This window comes from Paenibacillus sp. MER 180 (assembly GCF_023713665.1).
In the GTDB taxonomy this organism is placed as follows: Bacteria; Bacillota; Bacilli; order Paenibacillales; family Paenibacillaceae; genus Paenibacillus_B; species Paenibacillus_B suaedae.
On the sequence record NZ_JAMAVT010000009.1, the window covers coordinates 116,373 to 140,028 of the forward strand.

Consider the following 23,656-nt stretch of genomic DNA (forward strand, 5'->3'; position numbering starts at 1 on the left):
TAACACCTCCAGCGACCAACTCAGCCAGCACGCCAATTTGCCGGATAGTAAACGTGATTCATAACCCATGTTGCATTGGATGTGATCCGGGCAGTCTTGTTCTTACTCTGATGGAACCAGCTCACATCTGTTCGATTGCTCTTTAGATCTTCTTCCAAAATGAGCTTCACACTACGTGCAAATGATCGGCCACCACTGTTGGATTCAATTCTTTCTTTATTGACCTGAAACGCAAAAAGAGCCTTTGCGACTGCAGGCTCTGTAATCTCCATTGGTTCCTTGGTATATATGACATCCATGACGTATGCCTCTTTTTGATTTGCACCCCAGATGATGTTACAAAGGTAATCTGATCCCTGATCGGCGCTGTCACAATAGGAGTAAATGCCAGTGAATAATGATTCTTCATTGCTATCCACCGGCAACTTCTCGTATGTCTTAAACGTGCTGTACAAACGACCTTTAATATCAATCGGCTCTTGCTGGTAGTTGGCGCTGGAAATGTCGGCACCCATGGCGCGAACCTTCATGTCATACGACTCTCGGCTCAACACTTCTTCACAGAGCATCGTGCCGTCATCCTGCAGCACCTTCAAGTGGCGGACTTTCTTACGTTCCTCTTTGAAGTGCTCCAGCGCACGTCCAGCCAGGTCACCGGTCGCCCAACGGGTCATGATGATAATGATTTTGCCGCCTTCCTCCAAGCGGGAAAGCATGGTGTTCGTGAACCAATCCCAGTGCTTCTCAAGTGTGGCCTCGTTATTGGCTTCCTCGGCGTTCTTGATAAGGTCGTCAATGATCAGGATGCTCGCCCCGAAGCCTGTTGCCGTACCTGTAGGAGATGTAGCTAGGTAGTTGTTATAGCCACCTTCAAGGCTCCACAGGTTCATGGCAGCATCGCCCTTGGCAATCCGAGTATGCGGAAAAATATCGCTATATACGATTACTGTAGGGTCGGCCTTGGCTGTGCTTATGCCATTTCGGACAGCTTTCTAGAACGTCGTCGAAAGCGTCTCGTTATACGAGCCTGTCATAATCTTAGCTGACGGATCCTGCCCGAATACCCACTGGCGAACATGGAAGCAGTCCTGGATTTACCGTGGCGTGGCGGCTCATTGACGATCAATATATCGTCATCTGACTGATAGAAGTCCTGCATCTCATTGCACAAGTCAATGAGGTACTGTCGATCACCTTTGTAGAAGTCAGGAGCCATTGCCTGGCAGAAGCCGAAAAACTCACGACATGCTAGTTCGATCTTGGCATTGTGCCTGATTGTCTCAAGGTCAACCATCGCGGATCAGCTTCCGTAATTCGTCGGTCGTAAGGCCCTGGAGCGGGTTATCGACTTGAACAACGCCGGATAGCTTCACATCTGATTTTTCAGCGTAGATACCGGCCATTTCGAGAACTACCTTACCATGCTGAAAACTACCTCGCGGGGCCTCTCTGACGAATGTATTCAGGACAGAAGATACCTACTGCTTGACCAAGTCCATTGAACGCTTATTGTATATCTCCACAAACTCAGGCTTTGCAAAGGCCCGATAATACGTAGCCCGATCCACTTTAGCAATCTTGCATATATCCGGTAAATCCTTACCAGGCTCATTCCAATCAAGTCCATATGTCTCCAAAATGTCCTTGAAATCCTCTATGTCATGGGGCCTTATTTTCAACCCCTTTTCTCCTAAAGTGATATGCCGCAGTTCATGCAGCATGAGGATCTTCTGTTGATTCTCGCTTAGTAATCCAGTATTTCGCTCATAAAACGTGATAATAGAATCAAAAGGCAGGTAAGCCTTGAAGACCTCCTGCACCTTTCTGCAATCAGCATATGTAATCTTCTCGCCGCGCTTCCGTTCCTGGCTGACTACTTACCCAATCTTTATATTAAATTCCCGAATGATGCTGAACTCAGGAAGTCGCTTGATTATCTTTTCGGCGAGTCTTTTTAATGATTTGCTAGGCTCAGCATCCTGGATCCCTAATTGCTTTTTCAGGTTGCGGATGCGAGTCACTTTGTCCTTTTCACTCTGTTGGTCATAGATTTGGAAGAGCGTTTCGATGGCAGCGCAAGGCGTCTCACACTCCTCATTTTTGGGGCATTGATTGCATATCGTGTTATTCATGACGCCTCGGCGCTCCTTTCTGCAAAAGAAAAAGTACCACAATGGGTGCTAAAAATAAAATTATCTATGCCACCAAGATTCCACAATCTGATGCGCGATAGTAGGGTGATACCCTCTCCCTATCAAATAAGATACTGCCGCAGCTTCTCTTATGGCATGCTCAACTGATATTGTCTGTGCCTCTTTCAATCCATTCTGAACCCACGGTTCCACCATTTGCAATGTTTCTTTCTTTAACATATTTGGATCATGCCAAGGTTGTGAGTGCGGGTACATACCGGCAGGTTGTGAGTGCGGGTACATACCGGCAGGTTGTGAGTATGGGTACATACCGGCAGGTTGTGGTTGATAATAGTAACTCAAAGCGAACATCCCCTTTCAAAATTACAACATACCCCACTATATGCCTATGCCCATGATTTTGACTCACTTTTATTTATCAATGAAAAACCGCCTCATAAGGAGACGGCTTGCTCCCAAGGCAAGCGTGCTACCACTGCACCACATCCGTTTATGGCACCAGCGCCAGGAATCGAACCTGGGTTTCCAGAGTCTTGTTCTTGCGGCCGCCTCTGGAGTCTACCAAGCTTACGCCGGTGTAAAATTTATACCCTTGGTGGCCAGTTGGATTAAGTACGCATAGGTGCACGATTTCCTCATCGACCACACCCGTAATAATTGCTGCTCGCGGTTCGCTTTTATACTCACCGTTTGGTGTACCATAGCTGTGATAATGGACAATTCGACCGATAGTTGGCTGCATGAATCTCAAGTAGATCCTGATATTCAGCAAGCTGCGTCAGAATCGCTTCGTATCCTTCAGGTGTTCCTGTCCGTGCCTCGATGACCTTCACGATCTTTCGCTGCAGTTCCTCAAGCATTGCTCCATCCTCATCTCCCACCGGCACGCAGTCCTGGACAGCTCTCAGTTGCGCCTTAGTGCCAGTCGGATACCGTTCAAGATAAGCATGAGCTGCCGCATCGATGCGTACAATTGCATGGATACTCTTGCCGCCGCTGTATACCATTACGGCAATTGGTAGATCCAGCTCGCGCATAATGGCGTTCTGCTTCTCAATATCCATTGTGTCAGACTCGACGAGTGCGTAACGGAAATCGCTAACGTTCTCATTTTTGACGCCCTTGCCATCAAGAGGATTAAATCGGATCCATGCACCTGCTGCCGAAATGTAGTCACCTAGGACAGCTCCAATATCGCCATTACATTCATTCAGAGCCTGGATTAGCTCGCCAGCTGTACGATCCCATGCCCCCTTGGTGGGCAGATATTTTCCTTCATCGTTCTGCCAGGTGTCAACTACATATCCAACATTCTCTGATGCCTCGAACAATGTTACCAAATAGGTGGTCAGCTGCTGCACCGGATTCCAGTCGGTCGGTTCGTGAATCTCTTTACCTTCTATCCAGTTTTTATCGATAACCACGTACTCCCCGCCAGAAATCTCATCGTTCCAATCCAGTTCATGATCGTCTCTAGTACTACGAGGCATCCAACCGTTATCCTTGGCCATCTGCGTTATCGTAGCGCCTGTTACTGGCACGCCGGATCCCTCGAACGTCGTCCACTTCTTGAAGCATTCACCAGGATGATATCGGGATCCGTCCCGTTTACTCCAGTCTTCCCAATCGGCGGCTGTATAGCCTTCATATTTTAGCGCCATGCCGACATTTACCCACTCCTGATAACTTAGGAAGGCCGGATCGATGTAGCCAGCAGGGCAATCAGATCCAATTTATGTTCCATTGTCGCGTCTCTCCCAGCTCATGTTCTTCCGTATTTAGACCTAATTCTATTGATATAAATGTAGAAATAATGTAAAATACTAGTGAAATATATTAGAAATTTTTAGGAGATTACAATGAAGAACTTAAAAATTATTGGCCTTACATTGTTCATCTTAATGATGACAACAACTGCTGTATTTGCTGCTAACTCTTCAGTTTCTGTTTATGTGCCAGGAAATGCTCCGTTCTCAGATGCAACTGATTCTATTATCGGTCAAAATCAATATGGTAAAGCAACAATCAATTCAAGTGGTGCATTTTCTGGTTTTATTCATGAATATTGCAACGGCAAAGACACTGTTTACCATTATGACATGCCTAACGGAGGAACTAAGACAATAACCTACTACATGAGTTCTGGTTGTTCGTATAAACTCTTTGTTAAGAGTGATGGAGTTTTCCCCGTAGTAGGTAACCTACAAAACTATCAATAATCAATATAAAGTGTCAGCCTACTAGGGTTGGCACTTTTTTCTATTCACTTTGTTAGCTTACGAGATAACGATTCCTTAGCTTCCCCCTAGACTTTTTTGTCCGATGATTTACGCTTGATTCCTGGTATTAGATTAGTGTATCCAGCAAGCCCAAGCTGGCGCTGTGCCTTGCGGAAAACATAATCAATGTTCTCGCTTGATCTAATGGTTCCGTCAGTTTCAAGATGCTTGCAAGGAATCCAAACGTTTTGGTTTGTAGCGCCAAGCGTAAAACGTCTGGCGGCATATCCTTTATAATTGCGATTGATCAGTCCGAGTCGTATCCCTTTATAAAACTGAAGATTTAGTATGAACCCCTGCACGAACGAAGAAGAAACTCCATGCAAAAAAGGCGCAGCCCTATAAGGACTGCACCTTTCATTTCGAAAGTATGATTCAATAATTAATCAATGATCTCAGCAGTGTCGCCGTTTTTCACGCCAGCAGCATTCGCTTCGTCAGTGTCGATATGCATGTCCAATGCAAACTTCTCAGATACGCGTGCAACCACGTGTTCAAATACAACACCGCGCTCTCCACCTACACGTACGCGAAGCTTTTGCTTGTCTTGAATCCCCCATTTTTCTGCATCAGAAGTATGGAAGTGAATGTGACGAGCAGCTACGATAACGCCGTCTTGCAATTCAACTTCACCAGCAGGTCCTTTTACAAGAACGCCTGGTGTACCTTCGATATCTCCAGATTCGCGAACAGGTGCTTTTACACCGATTGCGAAGGAGTCAGTGCGGGAAATTTCCAATTGGGATGCAGGACGTGCTGGTCCCAAAATACGAACTTTATTGAAGGAGCCTTTGGAGCCTACAACTTCAACTGTTTCGTTCGCAGCAAACTGTCCTGGTTGGGACAATGGCTTGAACTCCGTCAATTGATAACCTTTACCGAACAAAATCTCGATATGTTCTTGAGTCAAATGAATATGGCGAGCGGATACGCCGACAGGTACGTTTTTCATTTCTCTTCCACCTCACGTATGTGTTCTCTCTAGCTAGTACCAAATCATATTATACTACGAAATGCAACAAGGCATGCGCCTAAAGACGCATGCCTTTTCAACAATTATTTGAATTCTGCCACCAATTTGTCAAATTCTTCAGAAGAAAGGCGAATATTTTGCTTCGCTAACGGTTCATCGCGGAATCCAGATACAAGATTCTCGTAGCTCTTCTTCGATTTATCTTGATAGATAAGACCTGTTATCATTCCATCTGTTTCCATTAACTTCGTCATTGCTGCGATCCGGTTGGACGGATCATAGCCTTCTACAGATTCCAGATTGATGATGTTTTCCTTGAACCAGTCATACGTATTGATCTTGTTGAATGTTACGCAAGGGCTGAATACGTTGATTAAAGAGAAGCCTTCGTGCTTAATTCCTTCCTCAATCAGAGAAGTCAACTGCTTCAAATCACTAGAGAACGATTGTGCTACGAAGGTAGCTCCAGCAGATAGTGCAATCTCAAGCGGACTTAATGTGTTCTCGATTGCGCCATCTGGCGTACTCTTCGTCTTGAACCCAACCGCACTACGTGGCGAAGTCTGACCTTTCGTCAATCCATAGATTTGGTTATCCATGACGATATACGTAACGTTGATGTTCCGGCGAATCGCATGTACGGTATGTCCCATCCCGATTGCGAAGCCGTCTCCATCCCCACCAGATGCAATAACAGTCAGGTCACGGTTAGCTAGCTTCAACCCTTGTGCAATTGGCAGCGCACGGCCGTGAATGCTGTGGAAGCCATATGCATTGATATAACCGGAAATCCGACCAGAACATCCAATCCCGGATACAACAGCCAAATTCTCAGGTTCCAGTCCGACGTTGGCTGCCGCGCGTTGAATGGCTGCCTGAATTGAGAAGTCGCCGCAGCCAGGGCACCAGTTCGGCTTCACATTGTTGCGAAACTCTTTGAACGTTGCCATACTAGACCAACTCCTTGCTTTGTTTGTACAATTCCAAAGGCAGGAACGGAGTTCCATCATATTTATTAATTCGGCGAAGCTTCTCTCCGAATCCAACGTTCAATTTTACTTGATCAGCCAGTTGGCCGGTAGCATTGTTCTCAACAACGACGATTTGCTTCGCCTTCTGCGCATGCGGTGTGAACAGCTCTGTTGGGAATGGATAAATTTGACGAACCGTAATATGGTTGGTCTTTACTCCATCCGCTTCCAAGTGTCTGCGTGCTTCATCAATCGTACCGCCAGTGGAGCCCATGCCTACGATAAGTAGATCTGGTTCTTCATGCGGCACATCTGCGTGAATCGCATTCGTCACCTGCAGTCCATTCAGTTTGTTCAACCGTTTGTCCATCATCTTCTTGCGGTTCACAGCACTCTCAGACGGTCTGCCGATCTCGTCGTGCTCAACGCCAGTTACGTGGTGAAGTCCGCCTTTCTCCCCCGGAACAACACGTGGAGAAATTCCGTCTTCCGTAAGTTCATAGCGCTTAAACTGTTGATTCGCCTCTAGTGGAGGAACATCGCTCATCAGCTTACCGCGATCGATTGTAATTTGCTCATAATCAAGCATCTCACAAGTTTGCTTACCGAGAGACAACTGCAAATCCGTCAAGACGATAACCGGACATTGGTACTGCTCAGCCAGGTTGAATGCCTCTACTGTATCGAAGAAGCACTCTTCTATTGAACTTGGCGCAATTACAATCTTCGGAATCTCACCATGCGTTCCGTAGATCATCGCGTTCATATCACTTTGTTCCTGCTTCGTCGGAAGTCCAGTACTTGGACCGCCGCGCTGTGTATTCACGATAACAATCGGAGTCTCCGTCATGCCAGCAAGACCGATTGCTTCCGTCTTCAGGGAAAGACCAGGACCTGCGGATGCAGTCAGTGCACGTACGCCGCCATAGTTGGCGCCAATCGCCATCGTAACTGCCGCAATCTCATCCTCTGTCTGAATAACCGTGCCGCCGAACTTCGGCAGACGCTTAATCAAATATTCCATAATCTCGGATGCAGGCGTAATCGGATATGCTGCCATCAGACGGCATCCTGCCGCTACCGCACCCAAGCCAATTGCATCGTTACCAATCATGAACAGCTTCTGCTTGCCGTCAGCCGGCTCCAGCTTGAAATCGTCAAGCGGACCGCCTGCTTGCTCCAGTACGAACTCCGCACCTCTACGTGCAGCTTCAACGTTCTTCTCCACAACTGCTGGACCCTTGCGGTTGAATTCCTCTTCAAGAGCTTTGTTGAAGACTTCCAGCGGCAATCCAAGCAATGCCCAAGATGCGCCCGAAGCAACCATGTTCTTCATGAGGGAAGCACCGAGTTCCTCAGCAATCGATGTGAAAGGAACCGCGAAGAGACGTGCATCCACACCTTCTGGAACGGATGGATTGAACTTGGCATCTGCGACGATAACGCCGCCTGGACGAAGTTCACCAACGTTCAAATCAATGGATTCCTGATCGAATGCAACCAAAATGTCCAAGTCGTCCGAAATTGCGCGAATTGGCTTCGTGCTGATTCGAATCTTGTTGTTCGTATGACCACCCTTAATACGAGAAGAAAAATGACGGTACCCATATAAATAGTATCCAAGACGATTCAATGCCGTCGAGAAAATACGGTCCGTACTTTCTACGCCTTCCCCTTGCTGACCCCCGATTTTCCAAGACAATTGACTAATCAAGCTCGCCCACTCCTTTTGAAAGGTGACTCGCATATGCACCACGACGGATGCCACCAAAATTCGCTAAATTGTAACAAGTAAAATATTGTAATGGTTGAGTCACTCTCATTCTATGTGCAGAGGTTGGAAAAAGCAAGCGTTTTCGCCGATGTCCACGATAGCAAGATTCGATGGATATGATACCTTCATGAGATGAATGGACAATTATCCTTCTCGGGCAGGAAGGTTCGTCTTCAGAAATTGCAGAGCATTGCTATGAGCAATTCGATTGACAAATTCCGACGAATATCTACGCTCTATTGCTTCCAGCAAATTTCCGTATTGTCCAGCATGCTCCAGACCTTGTACTTTGTCATCAATGCCATCGAAGTCCGAGCCGAACATAATATGCTGTTCACCGCCGAGCTCGCAGATCCGATCAATATGGCGAAGCAGATGCTCAATAGTCACTTGCTGGCTATCTGCAATAAAGGCAGGTACAAAGGTGATTCCGATTCTACCATTCCGATCGATAATGGCTTTGATCTGTTCATCAGTTAGATTTCTAGGGTGCTTACGCACGTATGCCGAATTGGAATGGGAGGCGAACACTGGACGCTCAGTGAGCTCTAGCAGTTCCCAGAATGCTCTTTCATTCAAATGGGATACATCAACGAGTATCCCCAGCTTGTCGCATTCGCGAATAAGCTGCCGCCCTTTGTTCGTAAACCCAGCCTGCCTTGGCTCCATTGTTCCGTCCACAGCCCAGTTCGAATGATTCCATGACAAGCCTAGAAAGCGAACCCCAAGCTCATATGCAGTCCGCACATACACCATGTCGCCTTCCAGCCCATCAGCGCCTTCTATAGACAGCAGAGCACCCGTTAACTGTGGCGAACGCTCCCAATGCTCTACATCTTCACGCCATCGAATGAGGGACACATCAGGCAGCGAGCATATCCGTTCACGCAGCAGGTCAATACAGCGCAAGATTTGAGAAAATTGCGGCTGACCGCTACTCAATGCTTCTTCCAGAAATACCGCAAATACTTGCATCCCTACCTGACCATCCTGCATGCGCGGCAGCGTAATATCTAATGCATCCTTGCTCATAAAATCCAACTTGCCTGCATACAGCATCTTGTACAGAACATCACAATGAAAATCAATAATCCGTTGGCTCATAATTCTACGTCCCCTTCTCAGCTTCTTTATTCGCAATCCGGTGAAGGCAGCTGTTTTTACCAAGCTGCGCTTGTCCCTTTGCATCCCATCTCTAACCCATCTGCTCCCGAGGCAGAACAAAGCAAAAAACCTGCTTACGTTGTAAACAGGCTGAATAAATTCGTTACTTACGCACCACTGTCGACGTATATTATCTGGGTTCAACTATCAGTTTGATTGCAGTCCGATCTTCTCCATCGATGACAATATCCGTGAAAGCGGGAACACAAATCAGATCCACACCGCTTGGCGCAACGAATCCCCGTGCAATGGCAACGGCTTTAATCGCCTGATTCAAGGCACCTGCGCCAATTGCTTGCAGTTCGGCTGCTCCCCGTTCACGCAAAACCCCTGCTAATGCTCCAGCTACCGAATTAGGATTGGACTTTGCTGAAACTTTTAATACTTCCATGGAAAGTACCTCCTCGGGATTGTTAAGGTTAGACTCCATTATTAAAACATATTCGTGAAAATCCTAAAAATTCCTTCACAATGCAGATTCCTTCAATTCCTAGCGATGAATCAGCAGCATCCCCCATCTACGTATTCGGCAAATCAACAAGTCAGTGACATAGCAGTTCGTTCAGATAACGAAACAGGTTCTGTATATAAAAAAAAGCGAGGCCCAGTGCCAACGCACTCACCTCGCTACGCTTTCGTATTCCTAATCCATGATCCAGTCGTCTTCGCGAACGCGGATCTTCTCAAGCTTAACTGCCTTGCCGGTTGTCTCATCGATCTCGACGACAAGTCCATGGAACTGCCATTTCCCTTCGTCAACAACGAAGCGGACAGGCAGCTGTGTCTTGAACTTGCGCAGTACAGCTTCCCGTTCCATGCCTAGTACGCCTTCCTTGGATCCAACCATGCCGACATCTGTTAAGTATGCCGTTCCACCTGGCAGGATTGTATCATCATTCGTCTGAACATGCGTGTGCGTTCCTACAACGAGTGATGCACGGCCATCCAGATGCCATCCCATCGCTATTTTCTCCGATGTAGCTTCAGCGTGGAAGTCAACAAGAATGGCTCGATGCTTCTTGCCGAGTGACTCAAGGATCTCGTCAGTCTTGCGGAAGGGGCAATCAATCGCTGGCAGGAATGTGCGCCCTTGCACGTTGACAATCACCAGTTCCTTGCCGTTGGCCTTAATGACCGCATGGCCTTGACCTGGTGTTCCTGGCGGGAAGTTCGCAGGGCGAACCATGCGCTTCTCGTCGTCAATCCATTCGAATATATCCTTGTTGTCCCACGTATGGTTACCCATCGTAAAACCATGCACGCCTAAATCAGCGAATTCCTTGACAATGGCCGCCGTAACGCCTCTGCCTCCAGCTGCATTTTCAGCATTCGCAATAATAATATGCGGGTTATGCTTTTGCTTGAGCGACGGAAGAAGCTGCTTCAAAGCCTTGCGTCCTGTATTTCCGACGATATCACCGATAAACATTACTTTCATCTAGCCTGAGTCCTCCTTGCAGCAACCTCTATTCGATGTGCCTGATCGGTACGATCGATCGCAGAGACTGCTTTATATCTCCTAAAAGGGAGAAGTGGCCTAATAAGGCCACTTCTCCAAATCCTATATGTGCATCATCTTACTTCGCATATTCAACCGCTCGGGTTTCGCGAATGACCGTAACTTTAATATGCCCCGGATAATCCAATTCGCCCTCAATTGTCTTCGTAATCTCGCGAGCGAGGCGATACGCTTCCGCATCATCAATCTTATCCGGCTGTACCATTACGCGAACCTCACGTCCCGCCTGAATCGCGTATGATTTCTCAACGCCCTCGAACGACTCCGAAATCTCTTCCAGTTTTTCAAGTCGTTTGATGTATGTTTCAAGCGTTTCCCTACGGGCTCCCGGTCTAGCTGCTGACAAGGCATCAGCCGCAGCGACCAGCATAGCGATAACGGATGTTGCTTCACAATCGCCATGATGGGATGCGATACTGTTAATGACTACAGGATGTTCTTTATACTTCTTCGCCAACTCTACGCCGATTTCGACGTGAGATCCTTCAACTTCATGATCCAACGCTTTTCCGATGTCATGCAACAGCCCGGCACGTTTGGCTAACGTTACATCCACTCCGAGCTCTCCTGCCATCAATCCAGCAAGATAAGCCACTTCCATAGAATGCTTCAGTACGTTTTGTCCGTAGCTTGTACGGAACTTCAAACGTCCCAATATTTTGATCAAATCAGGATGCAATCCGTGCACACCGACTTCGAACGTAGCTTGTTCTCCGTATTCGCGAATACGCTCGTCCACTTCCTTGCGCGATTTCTCCACCATTTCCTCGATGCGTGCTGGATGAATACGTCCATCCGCAACGAGTTTCTCAAGAGATGTTCTTGCAATTTCACGGCGAATTGGGTCGAATCCGGACAGAATAACCGCTTCAGGCGTATCGTCAATAATGAGATCGATTCCTGTCAATGTCTCGAGCGCGCGGATATTGCGTCCTTCGCGTCCGATGATGCGGCCCTTCATCTCTTCGTTCGGCAATGCAACAACGGATACCGTCGTTTCTGCGACATGATCTGCAGCGCAACGTTGGATAGCCATCGTAATAATCTCACGAGAGCGCTTGTCCGATTCCTCACGAGCCTGCTGCTCGATTTCTTTAATCATTTGTGCCGTTTCATGACGCACTTCTTGCTCTACATTCGTCAAAATAATTGTACGCGCATCTTCCATCGTCAGATTCGAAATGCGTTCCAATTCTGTAACTTGCTGCTGACAAATTTGATCGACCTGTTCTTGTGTTTCTTCGATTCGTCTCTCTTTAGCAGCTACTTGTTCTTCTTTACGTTCCAGCGCTTCTAACTTTTTATCCAACGACTCTTCTTTTTGCAATAAGCGTCTTTCGAGTCGTTGAACTTCGTTCCGTCGTTCGCGGATGTCCTTCTCCGCTTCATTACGAAGCTTATGGATTTCGTCTTTTGCTTCCAACACCGTTTCTTTCTTCAGTGCTTCAGCTTCCTTGCGTGCGCCATCCATAATTTGTTCCGCGGCGTGTTCAGCACTCGTTATCTTCGCTTCGGCAAGCGATTTGCGAATCAGGTATCCGATTCCAAACCCCAAGAACAATGCGGCCACAACGAGAACGATCGCGAGCCAAAGTTGAACGTTCATTGCCTCACCTCCCCGTTGGTTCCTCCAAGCACTGCTTGGGACAGGTTACATTTGTGGTTTTCAAGTTTCCCTATTCATTAATTAACTCAATGGACTGGCGCGAATACGCCAGCTTATGTGTATGCATTGCGCATACACGGGCGTCGCCTTGAGGCGACAATCGGAAATCAGTAAATTGGCGAAATGAATCATTAGAAATCAATCTCTGGAAGAGGAGATTGATCTCGTGAAAATAAAGATACATGTTCATTTTATTATTCAAGAAAAGATATTGTCAAGCAAATGACGTGAGTGGTCATTTTATTATTCCTCGATGTCGTGGGAAACTTCCTCTTCTTCACTGCGCTCATCTGCTGCAGTGTAAGCTGCGCGCCTAGCCATATCCATTGGATAGCCTCTACGTGCAAGGAATGCGGCGACCTTCTGCTTGCGCAGATGCAGGTCTCCCTTTGTCTGCCGCCATTTTTTGCGAGCTGCGGACAATGCACTGTTCCACTCTTCATCTGGGTCTATCGAATGAAGAGCTGTCTCAATATGCCGCTCTTGTACTCCCTTCTGCTTCAGCTCATGCTGAATCCATCGGCGCCCCTTCATATGTCGATTCAAGCGCTGATGCGCCCACTGCATCGCATATGATTTATCATCGACAAGCCACTCACGTTCCAGACGATCAAGCACCTCTTGCACAATCCCATCCTCATAGCCCTTCTGAGCTAGGTTACGGGCGAGTTCAATGCGAGTACGTGGTTTGCGTTGCAAATACTTGATCGCCTGCACGTAGGCCTTATTCCCTTCGTCTGCGCGCAATATCTCCGTGAGCGAGTCCAGAGACAACTCAGTACCTTTCAATAACCGAAACTTTACCATCACATCTTCATGCACTTCTAGCGGTTCCGCTCCATCGAAATGAATCTTATAACGGCCTGCCTGCCTCTCGATTCGCTCTACACGAGTAATCGTTACGATGCGTTCGCTATCCTTCAAACGACTCTCCTCCATACAAATACATAGAAGCACCTTCGCTTAACGCGAAGGTGCTTGAGCTAACAACAAATTATTCGTCGTCACCTAATTCCAATTCAAATGCATCATCGTCATCTTCACTGACACCCTTATCAGGGATTGTTGTAGTCAGATTGCTTGCTGCACGAATTTGATTTTCGATTGTAAGGGCAATCTCCGAATGTTCCTTCAAGAATTGCTTGGCATTCTCGCGGCCTTGACCCAGACGCTCACCTTCGAAGGAGTACCATGCACCGCTCTTCTGCACGATATCCATCTCTGTACCAATATCGACGATGCTTCCCTCACGAGAAATACCTTCACCATACATAATATCGATGTCCGCCTGTTTGAATGGAGGCGCAACCTTATTCTTAACGACCTTAATCCGAGTGCGGTTACCAATCATGTCCGTACCTTGCTTAATGGTCTCAACACGACGCACATCAAGACGAACGCTGGAATAGAACTTCAAGGCACGGCCACCAGGAGTCGTCTCTGGGTTACCGAACATAACGCCAACCTTCTCGCGAAGCTGGTTGATGAAGATCGCAATCGTCTTCGACTTGCTGATTGCACCAGACAATTTACGCAAAGCCTGCGACATTAGACGTGCTTGCAGGCCGACATGGGAATCACCCATCTCGCCTTCAATCTCCGCTTTCGGCACAAGTGCAGCAACAGAGTCAATAACGATAATGTCTACTGCACCACTTCGTACCAATGCTTCCGCGATTTCAAGCGCCTGCTCCCCTGTGTCCGGTTGGGATAACAGGAGCTCATCGATATTAACGCCAAGCTTGTTCGCATATGCTGGATCCAATGCGTGCTCCGCATCAATAAATGCAGCTTGTCCACCTGTCTTCTGTACTTCTGCGATCGCATGAAGTGCAACCGTTGTCTTACCGGAAGATTCCGGTCCATATACTTCAATAATACGACCTCTCGGCAAACCACCGATTCCTAGAGCTATATCTAATGCAAGCGATCCACTTGGCACAATCTCCACTTGCATGTGATTGGATTCGCCAAGTTTCATGATCGAACCTTTACCGAATTGTTTCTCAATTTGACGCAAAGCCATTTCTAACGCAGCGCGACGATCTGACACAAACTCACTTCCTTCACTGATTCGTTTGATATATACATCATAACGTGTTTTATTCAGTTTGCCAAGCATTTTTTCGAACATACATTCGTTTTTTACGAACGTTTATTACTTTTATTTACATACTATCCACATACCAACATCTGGTGCACCAACAAAAAAAACCGCAACAAAGCGTGTATACACTTCGTTACGGTTCTTCCGTATCTTATGATTCGATTGTATCCTCCACTACTTCATTTGTCAACATTTGTTAATGAATATGTACTGTTCGATCCTGCAGCCTTCTCCACAATCGATACATAATAGCATATACAGTACGGCGGCGGATTCCTTCTCGATCTCCGTTCAAACGAAGCTCCTCCACTACGATTTCCCGGCCCTTCTCCGCAATCGCAATATAAACGAGGCCTACAGGCTTCCGCTCGGAGTGAGCTGGTCCTGCTACGCCTGTTATGGCAACTGTGAAATCCGTATCTGCAATATCACGCATCCCTTCAGCCATTGCCTTGGCTGTTGGCTCGCTGACCGCACCAGGCGCATTTTCACCCTCGAGCAGTTCATGAGGCACGCCTAGAATGCGCTCTTTCATCTCATTCGAATAGGTTACCGCCCCGCCCGCAAATACTTGCGAGCTTCCCGGAACAGCTGTGATCATATCCGCAAACATCCCGCCCGTACAGCTCTCTGCTGCGGACAAGGTCAGGCCAAGCTGCGATAACTGCTCCACCAACACATCTGGCAAAGATACATCCTTGGCAGCATACAAATGCATCCCCAATCGGTTGTGAATTTCCCGTTCAACCTGATCAAGCTTCACATCTGCCTCGTGCTGATCTGTCCCTTTGACGGCTAATCGAACGAGAACCTCGCCTTCCTTAGCATAGGTGGCAATCGTTGTGTCCGTCTGCTGTTCAATGAGATCTAGAAGAGCATTCTCAAGCCCAGATTCGCCGATGCCTGCGAATTTCAGCATCCGTGTATATAATGAAGATTGATCAATGAGCTGCTGGCTCTTCAACCACGGAATCGCCTCATCATCGAGCATCGGCTTCATTTCACGAGGTGGTCCAGGAAGCAGTACATATGTAGTACCATCATGCCGCAGGGCATTTCCTACAGCAAGCCCAGTCGAGTTCTTCAGCACATCAGCGCCGTCTATCACATTCGCCTGACGCTTATTGCTTTCGACCATTTGTATGCCGCGCCCCGCAAACATCTCGGTCATCTTGGCCATTGCGGGCTCATCATAGGTCATCTTGCGGCCCAACATCTCCGCTAGCACATCCTTCGTCAGATCATCCATCGTCGGTCCTAGACCACCCGTGAAGATAAGCAGATCGGAACGCTTGCATGCCGTTTCAATGCATTGTCGAATCCGCACAGCATTATCCCCAACAACCGTATGATAGAACACATCTACACCAACCACTGCCAGTCGCTGCGAAATATATTGCGCATTCGTATTGACGATTTGTCCCAGCAGCAGTTCTGTCCCAACTGCAATGATCTCTGCTTTCATGCCAACCACCATCCCTATAAGTCGTTATCAAGCATTTTACTAGTCTATACATGCGAATAGGTGCCCCTTCCTGCCCGGAGAGCCGGAACTATGGAAAAAGCACCTATTGACCTATCAGCTTCCGTTATCAATCCGAAAGGTGAAGCACATTTTTATTTTTTACAAAGTAGTCAATTCCCGAGTATACGGTAATTAACGCAGCGACCCAAGTCGCCAAGATGTCAAACCGGAAATGAACGAACGCAAATGGGAAATTGTTCAGCAGCATCGCTGCAATCGCCGTAATTTGGGTTGCTGTTTTCCATTTCCCCCACTTGCTTGCAGCAACAACAGTTCCTTCGAGCAAGGCAACTTGCCTTAGGCCAGTAACCGCAAATTCACGGCTAATAATAACAACCGCAATCCACGCATCACATTTTTGCATCTCAACAAGTGAGATAAGAACCGCCGCTACGAGCAGCTTGTCTGCAAGTGGATCAAGAAGCTTTCCTAAATTTGTAACCATTTTGCGTTTACGGGCGATATAACCATCCAATCCATCGGTACTTGCAGCAATAATGAAGATCAAGGCCGCAATAATCTGGTTGTAAGTAATCGAGAAACCCTCTAGTTCAATCGCAGGCAAATAATCAAAGTTCACCAATAGGAAGAACATCATTATTGGCACAAGAAAAATACGGACTAACGTTATCTTGTTCGCCAGATTCACGCGAGACCCTCCCCGGCTAAGTCAAATTCAAGCGCATGAGTAATCCTTACCTTGGCAATTTCCCCAATACTCAATGGCTGGCCGGAAATAAATACTTCCCCGTCAATTTCAGGGGCGTCGAATTGCGAGCGGCCAATGAACACATCATTGCGGCCATCGTAACGCTCAACAAGGACTTCCAATATATCACCAATACGCTTTTCACTTACTTCTTTAGATACTTGGCGCTGAATTTCCATAAGGGTATTCGCACGCCACTCCTTAACATCATCAGGCACATGGTCTGGCAGCCTCGTTGCAGGCGTGTCCTCTTCGGAAGAATAGGTAAATACGCCAAGCCGATCGAACTTCATCTCCCTGATGAAGTCGCATAATCTGTCAAAGTCTTCGTCCGTTTCTCCAGGGAACCCTACGATAATAGACGTACGCAGCGCTACACCAGGAATTCGTTCACGAATTTTATTCACCAGCTCTCGGGAATCACGCTGGCGACCAGGACGTCTCATGCGCTTCAAAATGCTATCTTCACTATGCTGCAATGGCATGTCGATATACTTGCAAATCTTCGGATTGCTCGCAATCGCATCCATAAGCTCCTCAGTAAAAAATCCAGGGTACGCATAGTGCAGACGAACCCATTCCACACCCGGAATTTCGCTTACTTTATTCATTAACTCCGGCAGCTTGAAACCGTCGTATAAATCTACACCATAATTCGTGGAATCTTGGGCAATTAGGCTAATCTCCTTGACCCCTTGTCCTGCAAGCTGAGCTACCTCAGCAAGAATGGATTCCATTGTACGGCTGCGGAACTTGCCTCTCATGATTGGTATACTGCAAAATGTGCAGTTATTGTCGCAGCCTTCGGCTATTTTGACATATGCCGTATAGCGTGGAGTCGCCACTTTGCGTGGAAGGATGCGATCATAATCGAATACGGGATTGCCTACACGAATCGGCCTGCTTCCTTGCAGGGCTTCATCAACAATATCATTGATTTTGTCAAAATCACCGGTACCAACGATACCGTCAATCTCCGGCATTTCATCAAGCAGCTGCTCCTTGTATCGCTGCGTTAAGCATCCGGATACAATAAGTGCCTTCAAGTCAGCAGTTTCCTTCAAATCTGCTAGTCTTAAGATCGTATTCACCGATTCTTCCTTAGCAGCATCAATGAATCCACATGTGTTGACGATGATTACCGTTGCTTCTTCTTCGTTTTCCACCAGTTCATATCCACGCTCATAAATTAAGCCGGACATAATCTCGGAATCAACCAAGTTTTTGTCGCAGCCCAACGTTACGATTTTAATCTTTTCTGTCATTTTACATCCCCCATAAGGCAGACTCCCATTGGAGTATTTTCACATCCGTATGTCTATGTACCTCATCAAGTATAATACAGGCATGACTTTGGAGTCAAAAAAGCAAAAAGAGCCCAGCATCCTTCCCTCTTGCAGCTTAGTGATGATGGGCTATCGTTTAGCGATAATTCGTAAACTGTAGATCTAGCGGCAGATTTGCACCTCGTAACAGCGTCATAACAGCTTGCAAATCATCTTTACTTTTCCCAGTAACCCGAATCTGATCACCTTGGATTTGACTCTTTACTTTTAACTTCGAATCACGGATCATAATGTTAATTTTCTTTGCTACATCCTGATCGATTCCTTGTTTGCATTTCGCTCGCTGCCGTACCGCAGCAGAAGCTGCAGGTTCAATTTTGCCGAACTCCATATTTTTAATGGCTACGCCGCGCTTGGCCATTTTGGACTGTAAAATATCAATGACATTTTTCAGTTTGTACTCGTCATCCGAGACAATTATCACTTCATCCTTCTCAAGTGTAATTTTACTTTTGCTCCCTTTGAAATCGTATCGAGATTCGATCTCCTTCATTGCTTGTGTAATCGCGTTATTCATTTCCTGTAGATCCAACTTGGATACAATATCAAATGAACTGTCCGCCATCATTAGCTCCCCCTTTACAAATACTGCTTTCAAATCAAACCCTTTGTATGATCATAGTTATGTATATACACAAAGGCATTCTTACGCAGACCTAAGCCTGCAAAAGAATGCCCCAGTAGCATGCGATTGTCTAAAAACGGACACGTGCTGGCGCTCGGAACATATCAATAATACCCAGCAAAATATGAGCCAGTCCGAAGCCTAACACACCGTACCCCCAAACACTTGGCGTCAAGTAATACCCTAACAAGCTGACCACAATACCTGCTCCGGTAACGATCCAACTGGTTGCCATCGCTCGACACCTCACTTTATTTTATTGGAGAATAACAATGATCGCCGCAGCTATTATTGTCTCCTCTCGCAAAGTGAATATGTCATGTATCATGATGAAATTCACACCAAGTACCTAAGGAAAGACCGCTTACTTAACGTGAGCCTTGGTTCGCATTGTTCGTTGAGGCTTGACCTTGCTTCTCCGTTTGCAGCTTCTGAGCTTCCTCATAAGATACCCACTGCAGACGAATATTTTTGGAGCCTTCGTTATCGGATTTCGTCAATGCTTCGCCAGCAACTGTCACTTCAATTGCTTTGGCATAGCCTGCACGAATGAACATACCTTGTTCGGTCATATCGAACGTAACGGTCTGATCTTTCTCCAATGTTGCATAATGAAGCTTCTTCCCGCTGCTGCTCTTCTCATGAACAGCCAGCCAGCTTCTGTCGCCTGCCGCTTTAATCTCTACCTTCACTGGCGTGTTTGCTGGAGCCGATACGGTGTATACATCCTCAGAGCGCTTGGAGGATTCCAACATGACGATTGGCTTCTCCACCTGTTTCGGAGGTTCCGGCGTAGTAGGCTTAACCGGCTGCTGAACCGCTCCACCTGCATTGTTTTGTCCTGCTTTGTCGCCATTCGCCGCTCCATTTGAGCCTATTGATGGATTTTGTGTCTCTGTAATATTCGTATCATCAGAAGTGTTATCCGTTGTGCTCGGATTCACTTTCATCACGACGAAGAAATATACTATGACACCAATAAGAATGATGAATGCCCATAGAAGCAGCGTCGATGCCCAGCGTCCGAATCGATCAGACGGAGCTTGTACACTACGTTTCTTCGTACGCATTAGCGGTTCAATTGTTGGCTCTGGTTCCGGCGTTGGGATGTCGTTGCGGTAATACTGCAATACTTCATCAGGATTCAAGCCTACCGTCTCTGCATACGTCTTCACGAAAGCACGTACATAGAACGAACCCGGCAGAACCTTATAGTCCCCTTCTTCAATCGCTTCCAAGTAACGTTTACGTATCTTCGTTGCTTCTTGCACATCATCCAGAGAGAGATTCTTCTCCACTCTTGCTTTTTTCAATAATTGCCCTAATTCTGACACAACTTCACCTCCTGTCCTTAATCCAAGCTGCACTTGCGTACTGCTTTATGTTAAATTTCGTTATAATTTATCGTAAACGATTCATACGTAATTTCCTCATCCGGGTTACTGCGCAATTCAATAATATAATCGAAGAAATCATAACTATAGCCGGTTTCTTGAACAAATATGTCTGGATGCTCTATGACCTTCGTGGATGGCATGTTGATAATTTCATCTAGCAATCCAGCATGCTTCTCATTTGAACGAATTGTACTGACAATACCATCGATAATAAAGATATTGTTTGGATTCAATTCTTCATCCGACATTTGGCTGCGTACGGTCTGCCTGAGCAGCGTCGAAGATACAAACGTCCAGCGCTTCATCGCACACACACTTCCAGCAATGATGGACTCTGTCTTGCCAACCCGGGGCATTCCTCGAAGTCCGATCACCTGATGGCCATCCCGCTTGAATATTTCCCCCAGAAAATCAACCAGCAAGCCAAGCTCATCCCTTGTAAAGCGGAACGTCTTCCGATCATCAGAATCGCGTTCAATATATCTGCCATGGCGTACAGCCAGAATATCAACCAACTTCGGCTGCCGTAGTGCGGACACTGTAATATTGTCAACCTTTTTCAGCATCTGTCCCATGATTTCGATCTTCTCATCATCATCGGTTTGCAGAAGCATTCCTCTTGTCTTGTCTTCCACACCATTAATCGTCAAGATATTCACTTCAAGCATACCAAGCAGCGAAGCAATGTCTCCAAGAAGACCAGGTCGGTTCTTATGTATCTTATATTCCATATACCACTGTTTGTACTCCATGACACACCTCATCCACGGTTATCCGCCGTTTTCCATTCTACAATACATGGGACACAAATTCCACCGGAGTATGGCTAAAAAACGAGAAAAAACGCAATACTTTCTTATTTTCTCCGATTAAGTACCATTATAGCAGGTTCTGAGCATGTATTCATGTCGTTTGCGCCTGGTTATGGGTATGAAAAGAAAGAAAGTTCGTACCAGAACTTCCTTTCTTTAGATATATGGACAAAATGACGAATTACCCGTTTTTATCAGCCAATTTTACCATCAAACGAGCAATCGTTTGCCGCTCTTCATCAGAGCCTACATTCCATAACTCCCTCAATGCACTTTCTTCTGCATTTTTAGGATCAACCTTTTCTTCCAGAAATGATCCGATCTCAAAAGCAAGCTTGGAAATTGTTTCTTCAGACATGCCTAGCCCTTTTGCTTGCTTGACACGCTCACCAAGAAACTTTTTCCACGAGTCGAAGTTTTCAAGTACTGATGACATGAGAACGCCCTCCTTGTGGCCTAGTGTGAATTCATCAGTCGTAATATGTGCCTCTGCCACCGGAATTATACGTTCTGTCTGCAAACAGATCGCTTACATCTGCCATCCACCGTTGGGACTAATAATCTGTCCTGTAATATAACCGGATTCCGGCAATGCCAAATAGTAAATAAGGGAGGCTATTTCTTCAGGGGTTCCAAGCCGTCCTAACGGAATATCTTCTTGCAATGCCATTCGCTCTTGTTTATCCAGATGCTTCACCATATCGGTATCCACTACCCCTGGAGCTACTGCATTTACGGTTACACCAGAAGGAGCCAGCTCTTTGGCCAATGCTTTCGTAAACGCATTAACCCCGCCTTTGGCCATCGAATACATGACTTCACAAGATGCTCCAGTGATTCCCCAAATTGAAGATACGTTGATGATTCGACCGTACTTCTGCGTAATCATGTGAGGAGCGAACCGCTGGGTGCACATAAACATCCCCTTCAGATTGATATCCATGCAGTCCGTCCATTCTTGTTCTGTCACATCCGTGAACAATCCGTAATAGGCAACCCCAGCATTGTTAACCAAGATGTCGGGTGTAAACCCCAGTTCATCAAGCTTGTCCTTCATTCGATCTAGCTGTTCCATATCTCTTAGATCAGCTGAAATCGTCATTACTTGCGCCCCGTGATTGATGCATTTACGGGCTACCTCATTTGCTGCTTCATGTGAATGCAAATAATGAATAACAATTTTCATGCCGACTTGGGCGAAGCGCTCCGCAATCGCAGCTCCAATTCCTCGGCTTGCTCCGGTAATAAGAACAGAAGTATCTGACAATGCTTTCATACATGTTCTCCCCCTATGGACAAGTATTCTCTTTAGATAAAAAAGAAGACGCACCTATTGATAGGCACGCCTTCGTATGTTACGGTTGTTCGACAATAGATACTGCCAGCCGATTCCAATCAAAATGATCTTTCAACCGTTGATGAACTTGTTCTAACGTTAGCGTCTCGTATACCGAAAGTATATCAAATAAATCGGTATCACGGAACTTATACTTCGTAAATTCATTGGCAATTGCTTCAGGTGAATTAAGCATGCGCAAGTATGAGCCAATCGATTTGTTGCGAATACGCTCAAATGCTGCCTGCTCAAAGCCCGACGCCTTGCGTTCATCAATTAGCTCCTGCACCCGCTTCACTAGGCCATCAGGGTCTTTTGATTCACCGCCGATAATGGAGAATGCATAGTCCGGACTGCAGGTATATTCGCTGCCAAATGAATCTGTCGTCAAACCCTCCTCATACAGGGTCTGATACAACGGCGAACTGCTGCCCATCATCAAGTCCAGCATGAGGCGGGTTGTCACTTCGTATTCCAAAAGCGCTCTGCCCTCTAAGCCCGGACGCGGTTCCTTGCAGCCAAATAGACAACGCGGCAGAGAAACGGGCAGCTTCGCCACACGTCTTGCTTCCTTAACCTCAACAGGCTCCTCTTCAAAGATCCGGCGAATGTCGCCCTGTGGCTCGAATGATTTGGCCGCTTGATTGCTTCGCACAAGTTCGAAGATGCCCTTCGGATCAACACCGCCTACAACGAACAGCAGCATATTGGAAGGATGATAGAAGGTGTGGTAGCACGTATAGAGCGTCTCCTTCGTAATGGTTCCAATCGATTCGATTGTGCCTGCAATGTCGATATGAACAGGATGGATGTGGTACATTGCCTCAATAAGGCCGAAGTACACTCGCCACGCTGCATTGTCGCGATACATGTTAATCTCTTGGCCGATAATGCCTTTTTCTTTTTCTACATTTTCATCTGTAAAATAAGGTCTTTGCACGAAATCAATCAATGTCTGCAGGCTCTCTTCAATATGTGAAGTGGAAGAGAACAAATAGACCGTACGATCAAATGAAGTGAAGGCATTCGCAGATGCCCCCAGTTCTGCGAACTTCGCGAATATATCCCCTTCTGGCTCTTCGAACATTTTATGCTCTAAGAAATGGGCAATCCCATCCGGAACTTGAACCTCTTCTTGTCCTTCTACTTGAAAGTGATTGTCGATGGAGCCATATTTTGTAGAGAAGGTTGCGTATGTTTTCTGGAATCCCGCTTTTGGCAGAACATACACATCCAGACCATTGTCCATCCGCTCATAATATATGGTTTCTTGCAAATTGGAGTATTGACGTTGTTCCAT

At 46.6% G+C, this 23,656-nt stretch carries 24 protein-coding genes, 1 tRNA gene and 1 pseudogene; 1 reads left to right on the plus strand and 25 read right to left on the minus strand.

Annotated features, from left to right (window positions below; all coding sequences use genetic code 11):
* Positions 1-20 precede the first annotated feature (20 nt).
* The 6 genes and pseudogenes from terL to M3661_RS16030 all read right to left on the minus strand — a co-directional run bounded on the left by terL (position 21) and on the right by M3661_RS16030 (position 3,814).
* Positions 21-890, minus strand: coding sequence for a phage terminase large subunit (gene terL / locus M3661_RS16005; RefSeq protein WP_251486681.1), 870 nt, complete (start codon positions 888-890; stop codon positions 21-23).
* 588 nt (positions 891-1,478) lie between these two features.
* Positions 1,479-1,850, minus strand: a pseudogene (locus tag M3661_RS16010) (putative metallopeptidase); the annotation flags it as partial.
* Between the two features lie 27 nt (positions 1,851-1,877).
* Positions 1,878-2,132, minus strand: a complete 255-nt coding sequence (locus M3661_RS16015) for a hypothetical protein (protein WP_065294388.1) — start codon at positions 2,130-2,132, stop codon at positions 1,878-1,880.
* A 60-nt stretch (positions 2,133-2,192) separates the two neighbouring features.
* A complete protein-coding gene (locus M3661_RS16020; RefSeq protein WP_251486687.1) occupies positions 2,193-2,495 on the minus strand; it encodes a hypothetical protein in 303 nt (100 codons plus the stop codon).
* A gap of 151 nt (positions 2,496-2,646) precedes the next feature.
* A tRNA-OTHER gene (locus tag M3661_RS16025) sits at positions 2,647-2,730 on the minus strand.
* A 106-nt stretch (positions 2,731-2,836) separates the two neighbouring features.
* Positions 2,837-3,814 (minus strand): PriCT-2 domain-containing protein, encoded by a 978-nt coding sequence (locus M3661_RS16030; RefSeq protein ID WP_251486690.1) that lies wholly within the window; start codon positions 3,812-3,814, stop codon positions 2,837-2,839.
* Between the two features lie 198 nt (positions 3,815-4,012).
* On the opposite strand from M3661_RS16030, the gene M3661_RS16035 reads away from it, so the two are divergent.
* A complete protein-coding gene (locus tag M3661_RS16035; protein ID WP_065292574.1) occupies positions 4,013-4,372 on the plus strand; it encodes a hypothetical protein in 360 nt (119 codons plus the stop codon).
* A 442-nt stretch (positions 4,373-4,814) separates the two neighbouring features.
* Here M3661_RS16035 and pduL read toward each other — a convergent pair whose 3' ends face one another.
* The 19 genes from pduL to yfmH form a co-directional block, all read right to left on the minus strand.
* Entirely contained in the window at positions 4,815-5,384 is a 570-nt protein-coding gene (pduL, locus tag M3661_RS16040; RefSeq protein WP_251486693.1) for a phosphate propanoyltransferase, read from the minus strand.
* 104 nt (positions 5,385-5,488) lie between these two features.
* Positions 5,489-6,355 carry a 2-oxoacid:ferredoxin oxidoreductase subunit beta gene (locus tag M3661_RS16045; RefSeq protein ID WP_021256474.1) on the minus strand — a complete coding sequence of 289 codons (867 nt, stop codon included), beginning with the start codon at positions 6,353-6,355 and terminating at the stop codon, positions 5,489-5,491.
* Position 6,356: 1 nt separating this feature from the next.
* The gene (locus tag M3661_RS16050) at positions 6,357-8,090 is read right to left on the minus strand and encodes a 2-oxoacid:acceptor oxidoreductase subunit alpha (protein ID WP_251486696.1); all 1,734 of its coding nucleotides are present in this window, start codon (positions 8,088-8,090) and stop codon (positions 6,357-6,359) included.
* 204 nt (positions 8,091-8,294) lie between these two features.
* Positions 8,295-9,254: a dipeptidase gene (locus M3661_RS16055; RefSeq protein WP_251486699.1), complete on the minus strand. Its 960-nt coding sequence runs from the start codon at positions 9,252-9,254 to the stop codon at positions 8,295-8,297.
* Positions 9,255-9,444: 190 nt separating this feature from the next.
* Positions 9,445-9,705, minus strand: a complete 261-nt coding sequence (locus M3661_RS16060) for a stage V sporulation protein S (RefSeq protein WP_005550495.1) — start codon at positions 9,703-9,705, stop codon at positions 9,445-9,447.
* A gap of 252 nt (positions 9,706-9,957) precedes the next feature.
* The gene (locus M3661_RS16065) at positions 9,958-10,752 is read right to left on the minus strand and encodes a TIGR00282 family metallophosphoesterase (protein WP_251486703.1); all 795 of its coding nucleotides are present in this window, start codon (positions 10,750-10,752) and stop codon (positions 9,958-9,960) included.
* A gap of 139 nt (positions 10,753-10,891) precedes the next feature.
* Entirely contained in the window at positions 10,892-12,439 is a 1,548-nt protein-coding gene (gene rny, locus M3661_RS16070) for a ribonuclease Y (RefSeq protein WP_021256478.1), read from the minus strand.
* 303 nt (positions 12,440-12,742) lie between these two features.
* Positions 12,743-13,423 (minus strand): regulatory protein RecX, encoded by a 681-nt coding sequence (locus M3661_RS16075; protein ID WP_251486706.1) that lies wholly within the window; start codon positions 13,421-13,423, stop codon positions 12,743-12,745.
* Between the two features lie 70 nt (positions 13,424-13,493).
* Positions 13,494-14,552: a recombinase RecA gene (recA, locus tag M3661_RS16080; RefSeq protein ID WP_036592478.1), complete on the minus strand. Its 1,059-nt coding sequence runs from the start codon at positions 14,550-14,552 to the stop codon at positions 13,494-13,496.
* 250 nt (positions 14,553-14,802) lie between these two features.
* The gene (locus tag M3661_RS16085; protein WP_251486709.1) at positions 14,803-16,071 is read right to left on the minus strand and encodes a competence/damage-inducible protein A; all 1,269 of its coding nucleotides are present in this window, start codon (positions 16,069-16,071) and stop codon (positions 14,803-14,805) included.
* A gap of 127 nt (positions 16,072-16,198) precedes the next feature.
* Positions 16,199-16,780: a CDP-diacylglycerol--glycerol-3-phosphate 3-phosphatidyltransferase gene (pgsA, locus tag M3661_RS16090; protein WP_021256482.1), complete on the minus strand. Its 582-nt coding sequence runs from the start codon at positions 16,778-16,780 to the stop codon at positions 16,199-16,201.
* Complete coding sequence (rimO, locus tag M3661_RS16095) at positions 16,777-18,105, minus strand: 30S ribosomal protein S12 methylthiotransferase RimO (RefSeq protein ID WP_021262408.1); 1,329 nt, start codon at positions 18,103-18,105, stop codon at positions 16,777-16,779. Before rimO ends, pgsA begins: the two co-directional genes overlap by 4 nt.
* Before the next feature lie 157 nt (positions 18,106-18,262).
* Positions 18,263-18,754, minus strand: coding sequence for a YajQ family cyclic di-GMP-binding protein (locus M3661_RS16100; protein WP_036592415.1), 492 nt, complete (start codon positions 18,752-18,754; stop codon positions 18,263-18,265).
* Positions 18,755-18,881: 127 nt separating this feature from the next.
* Complete coding sequence (locus tag M3661_RS16105) at positions 18,882-19,046, minus strand: hypothetical protein (protein ID WP_021256485.1); 165 nt, start codon at positions 19,044-19,046, stop codon at positions 18,882-18,884.
* Positions 19,047-19,179: 133 nt separating this feature from the next.
* Positions 19,180-20,145, minus strand: coding sequence for a helix-turn-helix domain-containing protein (locus M3661_RS16110; protein WP_251486712.1), 966 nt, complete (start codon positions 20,143-20,145; stop codon positions 19,180-19,182).
* Positions 20,146-20,195: 50 nt separating this feature from the next.
* The gene (locus tag M3661_RS16115) at positions 20,196-20,960 is read right to left on the minus strand and encodes a DUF3388 domain-containing protein (protein ID WP_021256487.1); all 765 of its coding nucleotides are present in this window, start codon (positions 20,958-20,960) and stop codon (positions 20,196-20,198) included.
* A gap of 241 nt (positions 20,961-21,201) precedes the next feature.
* The gene (locus M3661_RS16120; RefSeq protein WP_065292584.1) at positions 21,202-21,456 is read right to left on the minus strand and encodes a DUF3243 domain-containing protein; all 255 of its coding nucleotides are present in this window, start codon (positions 21,454-21,456) and stop codon (positions 21,202-21,204) included.
* A gap of 93 nt (positions 21,457-21,549) precedes the next feature.
* A complete protein-coding gene (gene ymfI / locus M3661_RS16125) occupies positions 21,550-22,296 on the minus strand; it encodes an elongation factor P 5-aminopentanone reductase (protein WP_065292585.1) in 747 nt (248 codons plus the stop codon).
* A 79-nt stretch (positions 22,297-22,375) separates the two neighbouring features.
* Positions 22,376-23,656, minus strand: coding sequence for an EF-P 5-aminopentanol modification-associated protein YfmH (gene yfmH / locus M3661_RS16130; protein WP_065292586.1), 1,281 nt, complete (start codon positions 23,654-23,656; stop codon positions 22,376-22,378).